Source organism: Cytobacillus solani (assembly GCF_006704205.1).
Classification (GTDB): domain Bacteria; phylum Bacillota; class Bacilli; order Bacillales; family Cytobacillaceae; genus Cytobacillus; species Cytobacillus solani.
The window spans coordinates 4,788,158-4,807,163 of the sequence record NZ_CP041305.1 but is presented as its reverse complement, the minus strand read 5'-3'; the positions used below and the strand labels follow the sequence as shown (position 1 = coordinate 4,807,163).

The following is a 19,006-nucleotide window of genomic DNA, read 5'->3' as shown; positions in this document are numbered from 1 at the left end:
ATAAGAATACCTTGATAAAATAATAACTTTCGGAGGAAATAAAATGAAAATTCCTATGTTAGACCTTAGTGAGCAGTATCAATCAATAAAGAGTGAAGTATTGGAAGTACTTGATAGTGTAATGAGCTCTTCAAGTTTTATATTGGGTGAAAATGTTAAGAAACTAGAACACGACATTGCAAAGTTTAATAATGTTACACACGGAATAGGGTGCGGAAACGGCAGCGATGCAATCCTTATAGCTTTACAAGCTCTAGGAGTAACTAAAGGGGACGAGGTTATTACAACTTCTTTCACTTTTTTTTCAACGGGTGGGGCCATAACAAGATTAGGTGCAACACCAGTTTATGTCGATATTGACCCTGTAACATTCAACATTGATCCAAATAAAATTGAAGATGCTATTACAGAAAAAACCAAGGCCATTATACCTGTACACCTATATGGTCAAATGGCTGATATGGAGAAAATTTCAGTAATTGCCAATAAACATAATCTTGCAGTAGTGGAGGACGCTGCACAGGCCATAGGAGCGAAGCATAATGGGAAGACTGTAGGTGAATTTGGAACAGTTGCAACATACAGTTTCTTCCCTACTAAGAACTTGGGCGCTTATGGAGATGGCGGCATGATAGTAACAAATGATGATGAAGTAGCAGAACTAAGTCGAATTATCCGTGTTCATGGAAGCAAGCCTAAGTATTATCATCATGTTAATGGTTATAATAGCCGCTTAGATGAACTTCAGGCAGCCGTTCTAAATGTCAAATTTCCTCATCTGGAGCGATGGGGTGAACTTAGACGTGAAAAGGCTGCAATATATACAAGCCTCCTAAAGAAAATAGTGGGTGAAGAAGTGATAACTCCAGTTGAGAAGGAAGGAAATTATCACGTCTTCCATCAGTACACGATTAGAGTAGAGAAACGTAACGAACTTCAGTCGTATCTTAAAGAGCAGGGAATTGCAACAATGGTTTATTATCCGCTACCTCTTCATCTTCAGCCTGTATTTAAAAGTCTTGGGTATAAAGAAGGGGACTTTCCTGCGACCGAAAAGGCAGCTAAAGAGGCATTGTCACTTCCAATGTATCCGGAACTTAAATTAGTGCAGCAAGAAAATGTTGTGGCGAAAATTGCCGAATTTTATGGGAAATAAGTTTAGATACTGTATTTCAAATAATTAGGTTAAATATCTCGTAATCTCACATAGAATTATGTTGATTTCATTACTCAAACTTAACATGATTTTTAGGTTACTTTTGTTTTATGAAAAAATAAAAGTAAGTGAACAGATAGAATATCTGATCATGTAACAACAACGCCAATGCATCCTAAGGTAGTAAATAAAATGTAAGAAGTAATGAATCAGTCATACTAACATTAATTAAGCAGACTAATTAGTATTGAAAACTAGTACCAACTATAATGTAATTTATGTTCTTTTCAGTAAACTCGTTAATCCTTGACATTAACGAGTTTTTTAGTAACCAACAATAGTGTCAGTGATCAGCACATAAAATGAGCAAGAGTTAGCTGATACATAATCGGAAGGCGATGTTAGGTTAATTCATGGACCTTGGCAAGTTGGCGAATAGCTCCTTTAGGACCAATGATCGCCGATATTCGAATGTGGCTAAACTATTTCAACAATATGAATAATCCTGTAATTAAAGCATTAAAAAAAGGGGAAAAAGCAGGAGCTTTAAAACTACTAAACACACTGTTGGAAGATATCAAGTCAGGGAAACTCAGTGAAAATAACAATGGTACTTAAGGAGATGAATTAATATTTGGTAAGAAATGCATTAACAAAAGGCTTGTTATCTAAAACTGATAACAATCCTTTATTTTGGATCTAAGTCAATATCTTGGACATAAAAAAGTTAAGTCCCATTCCTTATGCTGCTCGGCATAATGTTTCTACTTCATCTGGTATTAAATAGTTTATTGCGCCATGAATTCGCTTTCGGTTGTACCAGCTTTCAATGTAAGTAAATAAGGCTACTTTTGCAGTTTCAAAGTCCAGATATCGGTTCCTATAAACCTCTTCTTTTTTCAATGTTGCATGAAATGATTCTATACATGCATTGTCATACGGACAACCTTTTCGACTAAATGATTGAATGAATCCATGTTGCTTTAACTGCTTTTGGAATGCTTCACTCGTATATTGTGTGCCTAAATCCGTATGCAAAATAACCCCTTCATTAGGGTCTTGATTTTGAATGGCATTGTCTAGTGCTTGTGTAACCAATTCAACCGTCATTTGTCGGGCAAAGTTATATCCTACGATTTTCTTAGAATGAAGGTCTAGCACTGAAGCTAAGTAACACCAGCCATCTTTATGTGTGTGAATATATGTAATATCAGCTACCCATTTCTCATTAATAGAGGTTGTTTGAAAATCCTGCTCTAATCTGTTTTCACGTTCTTCTATAAGACTTTGAAATGATGCAGGACGATATTTTTTAACAATAATAGAACGAACTCTAGCCTGTTTCATTAAGCGTTGTACACGTTTGATGCTCACCTGAAATCCTTCTTTACGCAATAAGTAATGAATTTTAGGAGCTCCATAACGACCCTTACTTGCTTTATGGATTTCTCGGATACGTTTGGTTATTTCCTCATTTTCTATTTGATAGGCCGAAGGCATTTTATGGGCAGCTTGATAATAAGTACTTTTAGGCAACTTTAATACACGACACATGGTTTGAACAGGATAGTGTGCCTTTTCTTCATTGATATGTTCGATAATTTCTTGATCCCTTACTTTTTCGCGAATATGGTCATAGCCTTTTTTAATATTTCTACCTCTTGTTTTAAACGTAAACTTTCTTTTTGAATAGCTGCGATTTCAGCGGGTGTTAATGACTCATTTCCCCCAATAGGAGAATGCACTTTAATCCATTTATAAATAGTTACTTCTGAGACACCATATTCGCTAGCAAGCTGGTTGACGGGAGTATCAGCACGATAAAGTTCAACAATCGTTTCTTTGAATTCTTGATTGTAACGTTTTTGTTTCATAACGGACACGTCCTCTCTTAATTTCTAGCATAAGGACTTAACTAAAATGTGTCCATACTTCTATACTAGCTCCAATTACTGTTTATTTTTATTGAAGTTATTGTACTAACAGTATCGCTTATTCTAAATAACGCCTACATAGGAACATTTGTTCTTTATTCGGTTGAATTCGAACACAAGGAGAGGGGCATAAGTATGGCTAAAGTTAAGAAAAAAAGACCTACAAGAGACGAATATGAGCTTGGAGAGATCGGTAATACGCTTGTAGAAGCACATGATGAAATATTAGAAGTAATATTAGATGTCTGGGAAGATGGTCCAAGGTAATATTATAAAAATGGATAGCCGTACTAGATTCATTCATATCGAAAAGAACTCTGAGATTAATCAATTTCAATTTAGGGACATTATGAAAGTTTCTGTATTATAACGTGGAGCTCCTCTCATTTGAGAAGAGCTTTATTTTGTCCACTAAATCTCCCAATAAATGTTCCGCTGTTTCATTTAGTGCCCTAGTAAATCGTATAGCTGCTTGCAATGATGGTAGTGAATCTCTTCGAACCATTAGGCTATGTAAACAACAATTGTGACAAAGACAAGAGGTAAGATAGAATATTCACATCCATAATAATACAATTATGGTAGTATTATAGGAGGGTTAAAGGAGGAGATTGAAATGAAGAAACTATTGTCTTTAATTATAATATGTATACTTTTTACTATGATCTCAGCATGTGGACAGGAAAAAACGAATAACAGCAACTCAACAGATAGTAATTCTGAGAGAAATGATAAAGAATCTACTGATGAAAAGTCAATTGAAGTGGATAAGGGACTATTAAACGTTGAAATTACTTTGCCAGCTTCTTTATTTGAAGACCAAGACATTAATGCTGTTATTGCTGAAGCAAAGAATGAAGGTATAGAAGATGTTAAACAAAACGCTGACGGTTCTTTAACTTACAAAATGTCAAAGTCAAAGCATAAAGAAATGATGAAGGAACTAGAAGAGGGGTTGATGGAATCCATTGAAGATGCTAAAAATAATGAGGATTATGTTTCAATTAAAGATGTTACTCATAATAAGACATTCTCGGAATTTACTTTAATTGTCGATCAAGATAAGTTCGAAAATAGCTTTGATGGCTTTGCTGCATTTGGATTAGGCCTATCAGGAATGTACTATCAACTATTTAATGGGGTTAGTCCAGAAGATTATAAAGTGACAATTTTTATTAAAAGTGAGGCAACAGGAGAAGTGTTTAATACGATTGTATATCCTGAAGCATTAAATGAAAGCGAATAATCATAGTTCTACACGAAGTTTAAGGTGCATTTTATTTTAAATAAAATGGTATGTGAGGAATTTGTCAGGAGTTGTCCCTCATTCCAATAAAAGGAATCTCCCTTTTATTTTGAATCGCATATGTTTAGAGAGGAGAAAATGATATGCAGTGTCTCGTGAAAAAAGGCAGTATTAATTATGAAGTCCATGGAAGCGGATTTCCAATTTTGATAATGCATTCAATGGGGACCGATCACCTTTCAATGACAAGTTGGATAGAGCCTATATTTCAAACCATTAAAGGATTTAAAAGAATATATATAGACCTACCTGCTCATGGGAAAAGTGTAATTGAAGAAAACTTTAGTTCCTCAGATGATATGCTCATAAGCATATTAGACTTTGTTGACTGTATTATTCCTAATCAAAAGTTCTCGCTGATTGGATTTTCGTACGGAGGCTATTTAGCCCAAGGTATTCTGCATACTAGGAAAACAAATGTTAAAAGTATTTGTTTACTTTCTACTGCACTGCATATTAGAGATAGAACGCTTCCAAAAAGAGAAGTATTTACTAAGGATGATATCTTGCTAAGTCAATTAGATCCTGATATACGTGTTGCAATTGAAACTCTCATGAATTATCAAGATAAACAACATATAGAATATTTTCTGAAGGAAATTCAGCCAGGGCGCTTGTTAGCTAATAAAAAATTTTTACATTCAAATTGGAGGGAGAAAGGGTACTTTCTTTCAGAAGAACCTTTTAAAAATATGGGGGAACTCTCTCAGCCAGCTCTTTTCATAATGGGAAAACAAGACTCAATATGCGGATATAAAGATCATATATCGCTTTTAAACAAATTTTCAAATGCAACTTTTGCGATATTAGATCAAACTGGTCATATGATACAAATCGAAAAAAGGCAAATTGTTCAATGCTTAGTTCAAGATTGGTTACTAACAATTAAGTAATTAAGGCGGGAACAATGGTTCAGTTGTCAAAAATTATTCTTATATGAACCAGAAAATTTATTTTATTAAATGGATTAACACTATATCAAGGAGATTTCTATAGGTTTAAACCTATAGAAATCAAATATGAAGGACAAAACCTATCAGATACCTAGAAATGACCTTCATCGGGGCTATGAAGGATCAAACTTGGTCAGGTAACGAAGAAAATATCCTTCATTCGCTTTTGAAGTAAAAGCTAATTAACACTTAGGTTAGTTTTTTTATTTTCTTAATAAGAGCTGTATGTCATCTATAAGAGAGTTAAGCAAATCTAAAGTTTTCTATATATTATACCTATTCATGTACACCATCGGGAAAATTTTTATTCCAATTTTTATCTCCAGTGTGTTCTAAGTCTTGAGCTGTACGCTCCAAGACATTAAGCATCCATCGTTTAGTTTCTTGTATCGTATCGTAGAATACTTTTTCTTCAACTCCAGTTGTTTTTATACCAGCTAGTGCGTTCGAAGCGATTAGACGTCGATGTTCGTCTGCTTTCTTATCATACTCATCAAATACATGTTTTACGAAAATTGATAAGTCTTTTTGTTCCTTTGTTAGCCTTTGTTGAATTTCAGCTAATCTTTTATCCATTGTATATTCCCCTTTGTTTCTTAATGATTGTAACTTTTCATATGATTCCCCAAAGTTACGAATACCATGTTATCTTCAAGAAACCTCACTATTAACAAATATGGTTTCCAATACCCTTTAGGGCTACAGAAACCAATCCATATGAACCTTCATGGCTGACAAATTCACTGGAGTATCTGAAATCGGTCGTTAAAACATTACTCCAAAGAAGAAAAGGTATGAACCAATGATGATAGTTATCTAAATATTATATCTATTCCCTTGTATACTTTTCACAAGTTAACACGTGTATTTTTTATATGAATATAAATTGATTATAATATTATTATGTAAACTATAGGTGAGTTAAAATAGAGTGCACTCATTTCTTTGAAGAGTACACTCCATTTCAATCTATTTACTTAGTCGCAGTTTGCAATTTCCCAATATACTTCAAAGCTTTGCCTGTCCCAATTGCTACAGATTCTAGTGGACTTGGGGCTAGATGAACAGGCACAGAGATTTCATTCGCAATCCATTCCTGTAGCCCATTAATAAGAGCGCCGCCACCAGATAATATGACGCCACGATCAACGATATCGCCGCTTAATTCTGCTGGACTATCCTCTAATGTGGCTCGGATTGCTTCGAGAATGTGAAGCAATGATTCTCTTATGGCCTCACGAATTTTGTATGATGACAATGTAATCGTTTTTGGCAGGCCAGTTACAAGATCTCGTCCACGGATATCCATTGTTAATTCCTCATGATCAATAAGGGCATAGCCAATTTCCATTTTCACCTGCTCAGCAGTTCTTTCACCTATTAGGACATTGAAGTCTCTGCGAACATATTGGATGATATCATCGTCAAGCTTATCTCCTCCAATACGAATAGAATGGCAGGCTACAACTCCTCCGTATGAAATAATGGCGACTTCTGTAGAGCCACCACCTATATCAACAACAACATTTGCTATCGGCTCATCAACTGGTAAGTCAGCGCCAATTGCTGCCGCAACAGGTTCTTCAATTAAATGGACTTGCTTTGCTCCAGCATTTTTGGCAGCATCCTGTATGGCTCTTCTTTCTACACTCGTAGAACCAGAAGGAGTACATATAATTACATTAGGCTTTCTAATTGAAAATCCAGCTTTTTTCGTTGCTTTTCCTATTACATATCTAAGCATATCAGTAGTTGTTTGATAATCTGCAATCACGCCATCCTTTAATGGACGAATTGCGATAATCTTGCCTGGTGTTTTACCGATCATTTCTTTTGCTTCTTTTCCGACCGCTAACACCTTTTGAGATACTGTATCAATTGCTACAACAGAGGGCTCATTAAAAGTAATTCCTTTATTTTTACAATATACGAGAATATTTGCAGTTCCTAGATCAATTCCTAGTTCATAAGTTGTAATCATTATTTCCCACCTATTTTCTATTCTTTCATGTTCCTTATAATCTTCTAATACGTTAACACGAATTTGGGGGTTTAAAATGAATTGTTATCGTAACGTAAATGAAATGTAATGATTGAGGAAATTTTAACCTATATATTTAATAAATGAAAAGAATATGGTAGATTATATCCAATGAAAAATGAATAGGAGGAACATTTTCTGTTAATAATGTTTAGATGTGGAAAACGAATATGTTTTTGATAAGATAAATAACAGGAAAGTATTCACTCAATATGATACGATAAGGGCAAATATCCTTGTTATACATGAAGGAAACAGATATTATAGTAGGCAGCAAAGGCAGTGAGTGTAGATTGAACAAGAGAGAAAAGCTTGTTGTGCTAATTGGTCCAACAGCAGTGGGGAAGACGAAATTAAGTATTGAATTAGCAAAAAGATTTAACGGAGAAATTATTAGTGGCGATTCGATGCAGATTTATAAAGGGATGGATATTGGTACGGCAAAAATTATGCCAAGTGAAATGGAAGGAATCCCACATCATTTAATTGACATAAAAAATCCAGACGAACCTTTTTCAGTTGCAGAGTTTCAAGAACTTGTCCGATTGAAAATTGCAGAGATTTCACAAAGGGGTAAGCTCCCCATGATTGTTGGCGGTACCGGGTTATATATTCAGTCAGTCATTTGTGATTACCAATTTTCGGATGCACCTTCTGACGATCATTTTCGTATCATGCTGGAAAAAAGAGCAGATATTGAAGGGAATGAGAAGCTGCATCGAGAATTGATGGAAGTAGACCCAGAAAGTGCAAATAAAATCCATCCTAATAATGTTCGCCGAGTAATTAGAGCACTAGAAGTGTATCATGTTACTGGAAAAACGGTAAGTAACTACCAGAAAAATCAACAGCCAGAATTGATGTATCAAACAGCTATGATTGGTTTAACGATGGAACGGGAAATGCTGTATGAACGTATAAATAAGAGAGTAGATTTAATGATAAGTGATGGACTTCTTCCAGAAGTAGAGAAGCTGTACGTGCATGGATTAAAGGGCTGCCAATCGATTCAAGCAATTGGATATAAAGAAATTTACGAATATTTTCAAGCACACGTAACACTCGAAGAAGCGATCACACAGTTAAAGCAAAATTCAAGACGTTACGCCAAAAGACAGTTAACATGGTTTCGAAATAAAATGAATGTTGATTGGTTTGATATGACAGATGCTGTGAGTTTAGGTGGATTTGAAAAAAAACTTGATGAAATTTCAACGTATATTGAAGGAAAGCTGCAATTAAAATCGAATACATAATATTAGAGATAAAAGAGGAGGAAATAGTATGAAAACATCGATCAATATTCAAGATCAATTTTTAAATCAGCTTCGCAAGGATAATACAAATGTAACGGTCTTTTTATTAAATGGATTCCAAATCAGAGGACAAATTAAAGGCTTTGATAATTTTACTGTACTTTTTGAATCTGAAGGAAAGCAACAGCTCGTCTATAAACACGCTATTTCAACATTTGCCCCTCAGCGAAATGTACAGCTTGATATGGATAACCAGTAAAATTCTAGTTATATAAATAAAATGAATATGACCCTCGCTTCTATTGGAGCGGGGGATTTTGTTGTATGTAGTTAAGTTATATAAAAATGAATACAGAAGAAAGTTTTGGCTAAATAAGGAAAAAAGGTAAAAGCAAAAATTGGTGCATATAAAGACCCTCCTGTGATTATTTGTGCTCGGATCAAGCGCATTCTGTAATCCGTCCCCAAAGGCATTAAAGGCAAATATCAATAATGAAATTAGAAGACCAAGGAAAAACAGCCTCCACCATTGACCATTCAAAATGACGCTCAATGCATCATTTGATTTATATACATCAAAGAACTCTGGGAACTTCACAAACTGCTGCAGCCCAAAATTTGATAAGCTTATCAGTCAATCTGTTGCAAAGCAGGAACCTGATTTTTTATCTATTCCATTGGTGTTATGAAGAAATAGAAGCTGCAGATTACCTGCAAAAAGGGGTTCGGAATGATTTCATCCCGAACCCCTTTAGAGTTTTCTGCCTTTACTTATTTAATGTAATTGTGACCAACTAAGTCTTTAGAAATCACTTCAGTAGGAATAACGAATTCAACAATGCCCATATAACCAGGTGCAACTTCATATTCGTCAAAAGAGATAACTAATTTATGATCCTTGTTAATATAGAAGTTCTGATCAGCAGAAATCTGCTTGAATTTATCTACTATATTTATGTCTTCAATGCCTCCGTCGTTTACCCAGTAAACTTTATTGCTATCTTTCTTCATTTGTTCCTTCATTTGACTTTTAATATTTTCACTAATATCTGCTATATAATCATTATTTTTAAATAAGATTGGAAGAGTTAATAGAACTTGTTCTTTTTTATCAATTGTATCGTATTTCATTGTTGTAGATGAAGAGCCTTTAGCTTTATCAGTATATCTTCCGATAGAGAATATGAGTTCATCATCTGTTTTTACTTCATAGCCTGAATTGACGCTTAAATGACCATTTCCTTTTTCCTTTATTTCATTTACTTCCTTTTTAAACTCATCATATAATTTTTGGTTTTCAGCTAAATACTTTTGATTAAGACTGCTCTCAAGCTCTTTATTCTCAAGACTTTCTATTTTAGGAACTTGTAGCTGGGCGTTAACATCTTTTCCTTCAGCGGTAAAAGTAACTCCCTTTACCATAGTGCCAACTACAGGTACGTCTGATAAAGTTTTTGCGAATGATGCGCTTGTATTTACACTTGCTGTAAAGATAGCTGCTGCAGTAGTTAATCCAATAAGCCATTTATAGCCTTTTTTCATTAGAATCATCTCCATTTTATAGTTAATTAAATTTCCGGTATCTTGAGCGGCTCTTTCACCGTTCTAACAATAATATTATTTATGTTTTATAGGGCCCTTTTTGTTAGATACGTATCTTTGATGTGTTACATAAAATAGACGCCGATGGGGGAGAAAAAAGTTTGAAAAATTTCTTTAAATTTTTTTCTAATAGTAAAGGTTATAAAAAACTTCAAAGAGGTTGAAACATGATTTAATAATGATGACAAGATCCATTCGAGTTAAATGGCATTTTGGTAATATCATTGCAATTAAATAATGGCGAGCAGTGACTGAGACTGTTCGCCATTTTCAAAGATTATTAAACTTTTTGTGAAAGGATTCTAGAGATCCTGTAACTCGGATGCCATTACCTATTATCTTTTTGTCGAACCTTTAAAAGCTCCAGTCCTTTTAACAACGCTTCTCCTCCAAAACCTGCAATGATAGAAAGGAGGATAACTTTCAGTGTTGAATCAGGATCTGTATAGACAACCAAAAAAACTGCACCAAGAGCTCCTAAGATGACTTCTTCCCAAAATCCTAGATAAATAAACTTTTTTGTTTTTCGGGGCACTACTAGTTTCCCCTCTTTACTTAGATGCCCTGCCACACCGACTAGTCCACCAATCAAAACAGCGAAGATAATGTTCAACAACATTTGCACTTCACACTCCTAAAGTCGTGATTTTTGGTTAAGCGACCTTAGTTTGATTCTTGGTGTATTACTAGTATATAAGGATATTGTTTAAAATAGAATGTGTAAAATTACCGAATTTTCCAATAATTTCCCTAGGAAAAGTATACTGTATAATAATTACAATTTTGAAATGGTCATACTATTGCATTATATTTTAAGGCATAGTTCTCTATCTTAGTAATAAAATAGAAGACAAACTTGGACAAACCATTACCATTCAATCAAAAGTCTATGAAGTCACACCTGTAACAGTCCGCTCGCTGGCAGGGAAAGGAGCATTGTCCAAAACAATAAATAAATTTGATAAAGTGGCAATGGCTTCGAAGTAGTTTACCCACACTAAGATTTTAGCTGCAGCGGGGGATTTTTGTGCGTTTTCCGTAAAATCTTTAATGAAGTAAGCACAGCTTGAATACATATAGATATAGTATTTTTTATTAAGAATGTAATCGTGATGAAATATAGGCATTTGTCACAAAAATATCTTCTAGGCGTATACTGTTTTGAGAACGTGAGGTGAACGCTTTTGGACCAGCCGATTCGCATGAAAAATAACGGGCAGATTAGCATTGTCCTTAATTCACAGAAACGAAAGACATTGGCGAAAGAATTACCTGAATCTCAACCTCTCCCAAAAGACATTCCACCAGAACATGCGGCACTTAAAGATATAGAGGATGAACTTGGCACATTAGTTGGCATGGAAGAAATGAAAAGAATGATAAAGGAAATTTATGCATGGTTATATGTAAATAAAAAACGGGAGGAGTCTGGGTTAAAAGCAGGAAAACAGGCACTCCATATGATGTTTAAAGGAAATCCAGGCACTGGAAAAACAACAGTTGCAAGGTTAATTGGCAAGCTTTTTCAAAAAATGAATGTGTTATCAAAGGGGCATCTAATCGAAGCAGAGCGAGCAGATCTTGTGGGCGAGTACATTGGACACACCGCACAAAAAACACGGGATTTAATAAAAAAAGCGATTGGCGGAATCCTTTTCATTGATGAGGCTTATTCACTTGGAAGAGGCGGGGAAAAGGATTTTGGCAAGGAAGCGATTGATACACTTGTTAAGCATATGGAAGATAAACAGCATGATTTTATTCTTATTCTGGCAGGTTATTCGAAGGAAATGGACTATTTTCTCACCTTAAATCCAGGATTGCATTCACGATTTCCTCTTGTCATCGACTTCCCGGATTATTCGATTATTCAACTGATGGATATTGGACAACGAATGCTAAAGGACAGAGAATATACTTTTAGCCATGAAGCTGAGAAGAAGCTTCGAGAGCATTTAATATGGGTTAAAACAGTATTAAACCCAGCAAGTTTTTCAAATGGAAGATATATTAGGAACGTCATTGAAAAATCAATTCGTGCTCAAGCGATGAGGTTATTGATGCAAAATACGTTTGATCGGCATGAATTAATAACGATTAGAAGCAATGATTTAGTTTTTGAAGAGGATTAACGGATTACAAAAGGATTCCGTCTTCACGGAATCCTTTATATATGGGGATATCGGATGTTGCTCTTATCTATTTAAGTACCTAGTCTCCGGGCTGGCAGTTTCCATCTATACGTATATGAAAGTACCCTTAATCCAGTAATAACAATAAATAAAGTATATAATTCAAAAGAAGAAACGGCGATTTTTAGTCCAATGGCGAGCCCGCAAAGAATGGCCCACACAGCATATATTTCAGCTTTTAAAACAAGAGGCTTTCTTCGAGCGAGAAGGTCACGAACAATTCCTCCACCGCTGCCTGTTAGAACAGCAGCAACGATTACTGCACTTAGCGGATGATTCATTTCAGAAGCATAAAGTGCTCCTTGGATAGCGAAGGCTGAAAGCCCGATCGCATCAAAAAAATTCCCCCACTTTTGCCAGTGTTTTAATAAATTATTCGGAAAAAGGAATACGGCTGTTATGGAAAGTAACGCAATTTGGAAAAACAGTCCTTGCTCCCATAGGGCGGATACGGGAACACCAATTAAAAGATTTCGAATGGCTCCTCCACCAAAGGCGGTTACAATTCCTAAAATATACACACCTAATATGTCATATTCCTCTTCCATTGCAACAATCGCTCCGCTTATGGCAAAAGCGATCGTTCCAATCATACTTAAAACTTCCCATGTCATGATTTCGGCTCCTCTTTGGTGATGATTGCTACTGATTAGGATATGAAAAGTGGAACTTGATAAAGACCCAGATATGTTTATAGATTACTAGTTTTTGTGCAAACAATATGATTTTACCAAAAATATCGATATTTACAATCCTTTTAATATAATTAAGGGGTTAATATTAGGAATAATAAAATAAAACTTAGCACTTACGAAAATTAGAGTTGCCGCTCGATTTTTGATATGATGAGAATTAGATTAATGATGAAAGAAGGTTGTTGATTGGAACAAAAGACTGAATTTGAAAAAGTCATTTTAGTTGGTTGTCAAACGAATGAAGATGATCAGCGATTTGGTTATTCAATGGATGAACTCGGATCATTGACAGAAACAGCAAAAGGAAAAGTAGTGTCTACTGTTACGCAGAAACGAGAACGCATCCACCCAGCTACATACATAGGAAAAGGAAAAGTTGCAGAACTAACTGCCCTGCAGGAAGAGTTGGAAGCAGATTTAATCATCTTTAATGATGAATTATCACCAAGTCAGGTTCGAAATCTTTCAAGAGATTTTGAAGCGCGAATTATTGACCGAACACAATTAATATTGGATATTTTTGCTGGTAGGGCTCGTTCGAAAGAGGGAAAATTACAAGTAGAACTAGCTCAGCTTCAATATTTGCTGCCTCGACTTATGGGGCAGGGAACACAATTATCAAGGTTAGGTGCGGGTATTGGAACACGTGGACCTGGTGAAACAAAACTGGAGTCTGATCGCCGTCATATTCGAAATCGCATTAATGACATTAAAACACAGCTAGAGGTTATTGTTAAACACCGGGATAGGTACCGGGAAAGACGGAAAAAAAATAAAGCTTTCCAGATTGCCCTTGTTGGTTATACAAATGCTGGAAAGTCAACATTATTTAATCGGCTAACAGAGGCAGACTCATTTGAAGAGAATCAACTGTTTGCTACCCTAGACCCAATGACTAGAAAGGTTATTTTGCCGAGCGGATTTTTGACCCTCTTAACAGACACTGTTGGTTTTATACAAGATTTGCCAACGACTCTTATCGCTGCTTTCCGATCTACACTGGAAGAAGTGAAAGAGGCTAACCTTTTGCTTCATCTGGTTGATAGTTCAAGTCCTGATTATTACCAGCATGAACAGACTGTAAACAAGCTGCTTGAGGATTTAGAAAATGAAAAAATCCCACAAATAGTCGTATATAATAAAAAAGATCTTCAGCATTCTGATTTTGTCCCAACAGCAAAAACGAAAACAATCCAAATTAGTGCATTTGATGAGTATGACCGAAATAATTTAATGAAATTATTGGAAGAAATCGTGTTAAGTATGATGAGTTTCTATCATGTGGAGGTGCCTTCTACAGAAGGAAAGCTTCTATCACAGTTGAAAAATGAGACAATACTTCGCGAACTATCCTTTCATGAGGAAAAACAAATCTACATTTGCAATGGTTATTATTTAGAGGATCATCAAATAGCCGGACAAATTAGTAAATATAAGATTTAGATAAGGAGAACAACATGTTTCAACAATTATCAAATGGGGAAAAACTGCAGCCGATTGTAAATGAAGTGGAGCAGCAAATTGCATCAGTCCTTCAGTATATTGATAAGCGGATTGATGAAAACCAATTTAGAGTATTAAAGAGCTTTCAAAATAATAAGGTAAGTGATTCACATTTTATTCCTACAACTGGATACGGGTATGATGACATTGGCCGTGATACGCTTGAAAAAATTTATGCAGAAGTATTTGGCGGAGAGTCTGCTCTTGTTAGACCGCAGATCATTTCTGGCACACATGCGATTTCCATTTCTTTGTTTGGCGTCCTCCGTCCTGGAGATGAATTGCTATATATTACTGGCAAGCCATATGATACGCTAGAAGAAATAGTAGGAATTAGGGGAAGCGGAAACGGATCATTAAAGGAATTTGGTATTTCATACAATAGTGTTCCTTTAAAGAATGATGGTTCAGTTGATTATCGTGCTGTAGAACAGGCCATTAAACCAAATACAAAGATGATCGGAATTCAGCGTTCCAAAGGATATGCAACAAGACCATCCTTTACGATCACACAAATAAAAGAAATGATTCAGTTTGTGAAAGAAATCAAACCGGATGTGGTTGTTTTCGTCGATAATTGCTATGGTGAGTTTGTTGAAGAGATGGAACCTTGTCATATCGGAGCTGATTTAATGGCTGGCTCCCTCATAAAGAATCCTGGAGGCGGGATTGCAAAGACAGGCGGGTATATTGTCGGAAAAGTAAAATGGGTGGAGGCATGCTCTTATAGAATGACCTCACCTGGCATTGGTGCGGAAGCAGGAGCTTCCTTATATAGCTTGCAAGAAATGTATCAAGGCTTTTTCATGGCTCCGCATATTGTCGGCCAAGCATTGAAAGGGGCTGTGTTTACCTCAGCCATTCTAGAGCGATTTGGCATGAACTCATCCCCGAAATGGGATGCAAAAAGAACGGATTTAATTCAGGCGGTACAATTTGATGACCGTGATATGATGGTTGCATTTTGCCAAGCTATTCAATTTGCGGCACCGATCAATTCGCATGTAACACCATATCCAAGTCCAATGCCTGGCTATGAGGATGATGTCATTATGGCTGCTGGCGCTTTTATTCAAGGTGCAAGCATCGAGCTTTCTGCAGACGGTCCCATTAGGCCGCCGTACGTTGCCTATGTACAAGGGGGGCTCACTTATTCCCATGTGAAAATCGCTATCTGTCATGCTCTTAATGGATTAGCAGATAAGGGTTTTATTGATGTTAATTAGAAGAATTGTAATAAGTTAAATAAGAATTGAGAGGTTTGGGTTGTCAATAATCCAAGCCTTTTATTTTTTTAAATGTCATGTCAGAAAATCTAACATATGTTTGACAATAAACCTAACATCGTTTATTCTAATAATAGAAAATTTGTAAAGGAGGAGAAAGAAGTGACTGGAAGCAACATTCGACGTTCCATGCCGCTTTTTCCAATTGGGCCTGTCATGCAGCTGACTGATTTGACTGCAAGGCAAATTCGGTATTATGAAGAGCACCAATTGATTTCTCCAGCTCGATCTGAAGGCAATAGAAGATTGTTCTCGCTCAATGATATTGACAAACTCCTTGAAATTAAAGATCTTATTGATCAGGGAATCAATATGGCTGGAATTAAACAGCTATTATTTGTGCAAAATCAAGAAGTAATCGCTTCTGATGTAAAACCGCTTAAATCAGAGAGAGAACTATCTAATGACGAAATCAGAAGACATCTTAGAAAAGAAATCGTACAAGCCGGAAGATTTAACCAACATTTATCAAGCCAAGGGAATAAAACACGCTTATTCCACTGATAAAGTGGCTTTAAACAAAAAGGAGGAATTATTATATGGCAAGGTTTACAAAAGAGGATATTAAACGAATTTCAGCTGAAGAGAATGTAAAGTTTATCCGTCTCCAATTTACAGATATTTTGGGAACGATTAAAAATGTTGAGATTCCTATTAGCCAGCTTGAAAAAGCGCTTGATAATAAAATGATGTTTGATGGTTCCTCAATTGAAGGCTTTGTTCGAATTGAAGAATCAGATATGTACCTATTCCCGGATTTAGACACATGGGTAGTATTTCCGTGGACTGCTGAAAAAGGCAAGGTAGCTCGTCTAATTTGTGATATTCATAATGCAGATGGGACTCCATTTCAAGGAGATCCTCGCAATAACTTAAAACGTATTTTAAAGGAAATGGAAGAAATGGGCTTCACAGACTTCAATTTAGGGCCAGAGCCTGAATTCTTCTTATTTAAATTAGATCAAAATGGAGACCCTTCCCTTGAGCTCAATGATAATGGAGGATATTTTGATTTAGCACCAACAGATCTTGGAGAAAATTGCCGACGCGATATTGTTCTTGAACTGGAAGAAATGGGATTTGAAATCGAAGCTTCCCATCATGAGGTAGCACCAGGCCAGCATGAGATTGACTTCAAATATGCGGATGCCCTAACAGCTTGTGATCAAATTCAAACGTTCAAGCTAGTCGTAAAAACAATTGCTCGTAAACATGGTTTGCATGCCACTTTTATGCCAAAGCCATTATTCGGTGTAGCAGGATCAGGTATGCATTGCAATGTATCTCTTTTTAAAGAGGGAAGAAATGCGTTCTTTGATGAAAAAGGCGATCTGCAAATGAGTGATTATGCACGGCAATTTATTGCGGGTATTCTTAAACATGCAACAAGTTTTACAGCGGTCACGAATCCAACAGTTAATTCATTTAAGCGATTAGTTCCTGGTTATGAAGCCCCATGTTATGTAGCGTGGTCTGCACAGAATCGTTCTCCGTTAATTCGTATTCCATCTTCACGTGGAGTAAGTACACGTGTTGAGGTTCGAAGCGTGGATCCGGCTGCAAATCCATATTTGGCTATGGCCGTACTGCTAAAAGCTGGTCTTGACGGTATTAAAAATAATCTTGTTCCTCCCGCATCAGTAGACCGTAATATTTATGTGATGAGCAAAGATGAGCGTATTGCTGAAGGGATTGATGATCTGCCTTCAACTTTAGCTGAAGCGCTCGAAAAATTAAAAGGAAATGAAACGATTATATCTGCTTTAGGGGGCCATATTTTCGAACACTTCGTTGAAGCGAAGGAGATCGAATGGGATATGTTCCGTACGCAAGTCCACCCTTGGGAACGTGAGCAATATATGTCGATGTATTAATATATGATTGAAAAAAAGGGATGCTTAAAAGTTAAGCATCCCTTTTTTCTTTTAATCTAGTAAAACCCAGTGCAAATGACACGAGTGCAAAATTATTAATGAATATCTCGGTATACCCCAATTACTTTACCTAAAATAGAAACATTACGAAGAATAATCGGTTCCATGGTTGAATTTTCAGGCTGAAGTCTAATTCGATCTTTCTCCTTGAAAAATCTTTTTACGGTTGCTTCGTCATCCTCTGTCATTGCGACGATGATATCACCGTTATTTGCAGTGCTTTGTTGTCTGACTACTACGTAATCTCCATCAAGAATTCCCGCTTCAATCATGCTTTCTCCCATGATTTCAAGCATAAAAACCTGCTCATCTGCTGGGGCAAGCCTTTCAGGCAAAGGAAAGTATTCCTCAACATTTTCAACGGCTGTTATCGGCATACCGGCTGTTACTTTTCCGACAATCGGAACATTTACGACTTTATAATTGATTGCCTCGGCACCTTCATCTAAATCAAGAATCTCAATTGCACGCGGCTTAGTAGGATCTCTGCGAATTAACCCTTTTGTTTCTAATCTTGCTAGATGACCATGAACAGTTGAGCTTGAAGCCAGTCCAACTGCTTCGCCGATTTCCCGTACAGAAGGCGGGTATCCTTTAAGCTTTACCTCATCCTTAATAAAATTTAATATATCCTGTTGCCGTTTCGATAATTTCACCATCATAATTACCTCACTTATGATTTCTTTTCCCAATTATAGCATCTATTAGTAAAAAGTACAAACATAAGTTCGAACAATTGTTGACACGAAACAAGTGTTCGATTTATAATGAAATCAATAAACGAACATATATTCTTATCGAGGTGTAAATATAATGAAAAAATTGTGGAATCAATATTCGTATGCTATTATTCTAGTCGTTTTAAGCTTGCTAACTTCATTTATCCTTATAGTTTATAATGGCCTTTCAGGAGAAGATGGCCTAAAGAAAATTACTGTTAATGAGGGGGATTCGCTTTGGCAGATAGCTGAAGACTTTTCCGATGAACATATGCTATCAGCGAACGAATTTGTTGAATGGGTTGAAAGGCATAATGGAATTGCAGGAGATAGAATCTATCCGGGAGATGAACTTATTCTTCCAATTGCTATAGAAAAAGGAAACGGAACAGAAGTGGCAAGTTCACAAAGCAAATAGATTAGGAGAAA

General features: G+C 36.0%; 19 protein-coding genes and 1 pseudogene. 12 read left to right on the top strand and 8 right to left on the bottom strand.

The features are described from left to right. The first annotated feature begins 43 nt into the window (after nt 1–43). Nucleotides 44–1,156: a DegT/DnrJ/EryC1/StrS family aminotransferase gene (locus FI644_RS24155; protein WP_056684313.1), complete on the top strand. Its 1,113-nt coding sequence runs from the start codon at nt 44–46 to the stop codon at nt 1,154–1,156. Nucleotides 1,157–1,897: 741 nt separating this feature from the next. On the opposite strand, the gene FI644_RS24150 is transcribed toward FI644_RS24155, so the two are convergent. Next, nucleotides 1,898–3,030, bottom strand: a protein-coding gene (locus FI644_RS24150) for an IS3 family transposase (RefSeq protein WP_142108902.1) whose coding sequence is annotated in 2 segments (ribosomal slippage) — nt 1,898–2,796 and nt 2,796–3,030 — 1,134 coding nt in all. Because the reading frame shifts where the segments join, the coding sequence is not laid out codon by codon here. 195 nt (nt 3,031–3,225) lie between these two features. Here FI644_RS24150 and FI644_RS27495 point away from each other — a divergent pair. From FI644_RS27495 to FI644_RS24135, 3 genes are all read left to right on the top strand, one after another. Next, entirely contained in the window at nt 3,226–3,357 is a 132-nt protein-coding gene (locus FI644_RS27495; RefSeq protein ID WP_379999487.1) for a hypothetical protein, read from the top strand. Between the two features lie 349 nt (nt 3,358–3,706). Further along, a complete protein-coding gene (locus FI644_RS24140) occupies nt 3,707–4,336 on the top strand; it encodes a hypothetical protein (RefSeq protein WP_142108901.1) in 630 nt (209 codons plus the stop codon). 143 nt (nt 4,337–4,479) lie between these two features. Further along, a complete protein-coding gene (locus tag FI644_RS24135; RefSeq protein ID WP_142108900.1) occupies nt 4,480–5,289 on the top strand; it encodes an alpha/beta fold hydrolase in 810 nt (269 codons plus the stop codon). A 336-nt stretch (nt 5,290–5,625) separates the two neighbouring features. Here the strand turns inward: FI644_RS24135 and FI644_RS24130 are convergent, their stop codons facing one another. Then, nucleotides 5,626–5,925, bottom strand: coding sequence for a hypothetical protein (locus FI644_RS24130; RefSeq protein WP_056684322.1), 300 nt, complete (start codon nt 5,923–5,925; stop codon nt 5,626–5,628). Between the two features lie 397 nt (nt 5,926–6,322). After that, entirely contained in the window at nt 6,323–7,330 is a 1,008-nt protein-coding gene (mreBH, locus tag FI644_RS24125; protein ID WP_142108899.1) for a rod-share determining protein MreBH, read from the bottom strand. Nucleotides 7,331–7,635: 305 nt separating this feature from the next. Here mreBH and miaA point away from each other — a divergent pair, with 305 nt between their 5' ends. Beyond that, complete coding sequence (miaA, locus tag FI644_RS24120) at nt 7,636–8,646, top strand: tRNA (adenosine(37)-N6)-dimethylallyltransferase MiaA (protein ID WP_053477510.1); 1,011 nt, start codon at nt 7,636–7,638, stop codon at nt 8,644–8,646. A gap of 28 nt (nt 8,647–8,674) precedes the next feature. Continuing rightward, a complete protein-coding gene (hfq, locus tag FI644_RS24115; protein WP_053475754.1) occupies nt 8,675–8,905 on the top strand; it encodes an RNA chaperone Hfq in 231 nt (76 codons plus the stop codon). 174 nt (nt 8,906–9,079) lie between these two features. On the opposite strand, the pseudogene FI644_RS27035 reads toward hfq, so the two are convergent. The 3 genes and pseudogenes from FI644_RS27035 to FI644_RS24100 form a co-directional block, all read right to left on the bottom strand. Beyond that, nucleotides 9,080–9,211, bottom strand: a pseudogene (locus FI644_RS27035) (ABC transporter permease); the annotation flags it as partial. A 206-nt stretch (nt 9,212–9,417) separates the two neighbouring features. Then, nucleotides 9,418–10,188 carry an anti-sigma-V factor RsiV gene (gene rsiV / locus FI644_RS24105; RefSeq protein WP_231690052.1) on the bottom strand — a complete coding sequence of 257 codons (771 nt, stop codon included), beginning with the start codon at nt 10,186–10,188 and terminating at the stop codon, nt 9,418–9,420. 388 nt (nt 10,189–10,576) lie between these two features. Continuing rightward, nucleotides 10,577–10,867: a DUF4257 domain-containing protein gene (locus FI644_RS24100; RefSeq protein WP_053475757.1), complete on the bottom strand. Its 291-nt coding sequence runs from the start codon at nt 10,865–10,867 to the stop codon at nt 10,577–10,579. 565 nt (nt 10,868–11,432) lie between these two features. On the opposite strand from FI644_RS24100, the gene spoVK reads away from it, so the two are divergent. Next, complete coding sequence (gene spoVK / locus FI644_RS24095) at nt 11,433–12,380, top strand: stage V sporulation protein K (RefSeq protein WP_053475758.1); 948 nt, start codon at nt 11,433–11,435, stop codon at nt 12,378–12,380. Between the two features lie 71 nt (nt 12,381–12,451). On the opposite strand, the gene FI644_RS24090 is transcribed toward spoVK, so the two are convergent. Then, on the bottom strand, nt 12,452–13,054 hold the full coding sequence (locus FI644_RS24090; RefSeq protein ID WP_053475759.1) for a trimeric intracellular cation channel family protein: 603 nt from the start codon (nt 13,052–13,054) through the stop codon (nt 12,452–12,454). Between the two features lie 267 nt (nt 13,055–13,321). Between FI644_RS24090 and hflX the strand changes: the two genes are divergently transcribed. The 4 genes from hflX to glnA all read left to right on the top strand — a co-directional run bounded on the left by hflX (nt 13,322) and on the right by glnA (nt 17,798). Continuing rightward, nucleotides 13,322–14,578 (top strand): GTPase HflX, encoded by a 1,257-nt coding sequence (gene hflX, locus FI644_RS24085; protein ID WP_142108898.1) that lies wholly within the window; start codon nt 13,322–13,324, stop codon nt 14,576–14,578. A 14-nt stretch (nt 14,579–14,592) separates the two neighbouring features. Continuing rightward, complete coding sequence (locus FI644_RS24080) at nt 14,593–15,864, top strand: methionine gamma-lyase family protein (protein ID WP_053475761.1); 1,272 nt, start codon at nt 14,593–14,595, stop codon at nt 15,862–15,864. Nucleotides 15,865–16,026: 162 nt separating this feature from the next. Further along, nucleotides 16,027–16,428: a MerR family transcriptional regulator gene (locus tag FI644_RS24075; RefSeq protein WP_142108897.1), complete on the top strand. Its 402-nt coding sequence runs from the start codon at nt 16,027–16,029 to the stop codon at nt 16,426–16,428. 35 nt (nt 16,429–16,463) lie between these two features. Beyond that, the gene (gene glnA / locus FI644_RS24070) at nt 16,464–17,798 is read left to right on the top strand and encodes a type I glutamate--ammonia ligase (protein ID WP_053475763.1); all 1,335 of its coding nucleotides are present in this window, start codon (nt 16,464–16,466) and stop codon (nt 17,796–17,798) included. Between the two features lie 95 nt (nt 17,799–17,893). Here glnA and lexA read toward each other — a convergent pair whose 3' ends face one another. Further along, nucleotides 17,894–18,517, bottom strand: coding sequence for a transcriptional repressor LexA (gene lexA / locus FI644_RS24065; RefSeq protein ID WP_053475764.1), 624 nt, complete (start codon nt 18,515–18,517; stop codon nt 17,894–17,896). A gap of 154 nt (nt 18,518–18,671) precedes the next feature. Here lexA and yneA point away from each other — a divergent pair, with 154 nt between their 5' ends. Beyond that, complete coding sequence (gene yneA / locus FI644_RS24060; protein WP_172797636.1) at nt 18,672–18,995, top strand: cell division suppressor protein YneA; 324 nt, start codon at nt 18,672–18,674, stop codon at nt 18,993–18,995. The last annotated feature ends 11 nt before the right edge of the window (nt 18,996–19,006 follow it).

Coding starts and splice junctions, on each gene's coding strand:
- FI644_RS24155 (WP_056684313.1), top strand. CDS start 44: ATGAAAATTCCTATGTTAGACCTTAGTGAGCAGTATCAATCAATAAAG.
- FI644_RS27495 (WP_379999487.1), top strand. CDS start 3,226: ATGGCTAAAGTTAAGAAAAAAAGACCTACAAGAGACGAATATGAGCTT.
- FI644_RS24140 (WP_142108901.1), top strand. CDS start 3,707: ATGAAGAAACTATTGTCTTTAATTATAATATGTATACTTTTTACTATG.
- FI644_RS24135 (WP_142108900.1), top strand. CDS start 4,480: ATGCAGTGTCTCGTGAAAAAAGGCAGTATTAATTATGAAGTCCATGGA.
- FI644_RS24130 (WP_056684322.1), bottom strand. CDS start 5,925: ATGGATAAAAGATTAGCTGAAATTCAACAAAGGCTAACAAAGGAACAA.
- mreBH (WP_142108899.1), bottom strand. CDS start 7,330: ATGATTACAACTTATGAACTAGGAATTGATCTAGGAACTGCAAATATT.
- miaA (WP_053477510.1), top strand. CDS start 7,636: ATGAAGGAAACAGATATTATAGTAGGCAGCAAAGGCAGTGAGTGTAGA.
- hfq (WP_053475754.1), top strand. CDS start 8,675: ATGAAAACATCGATCAATATTCAAGATCAATTTTTAAATCAGCTTCGC.
- rsiV (WP_231690052.1), bottom strand. CDS start 10,188: ATGAAAAAAGGCTATAAATGGCTTATTGGATTAACTACTGCAGCAGCT.
- FI644_RS24100 (WP_053475757.1), bottom strand. CDS start 10,867: ATGTTGTTGAACATTATCTTCGCTGTTTTGATTGGTGGACTAGTCGGT.
- FI644_RS24090 (WP_053475759.1), bottom strand. CDS start 13,054: ATGACATGGGAAGTTTTAAGTATGATTGGAACGATCGCTTTTGCCATA.
- FI644_RS24080 (WP_053475761.1), top strand. CDS start 14,593: ATGTTTCAACAATTATCAAATGGGGAAAAACTGCAGCCGATTGTAAAT.
- glnA (WP_053475763.1), top strand. CDS start 16,464: ATGGCAAGGTTTACAAAAGAGGATATTAAACGAATTTCAGCTGAAGAG.
- lexA (WP_053475764.1), bottom strand. CDS start 18,517: ATGGTGAAATTATCGAAACGGCAACAGGATATATTAAATTTTATTAAG.
- yneA (WP_172797636.1), top strand. CDS start 18,672: ATGAAAAAATTGTGGAATCAATATTCGTATGCTATTATTCTAGTCGTT.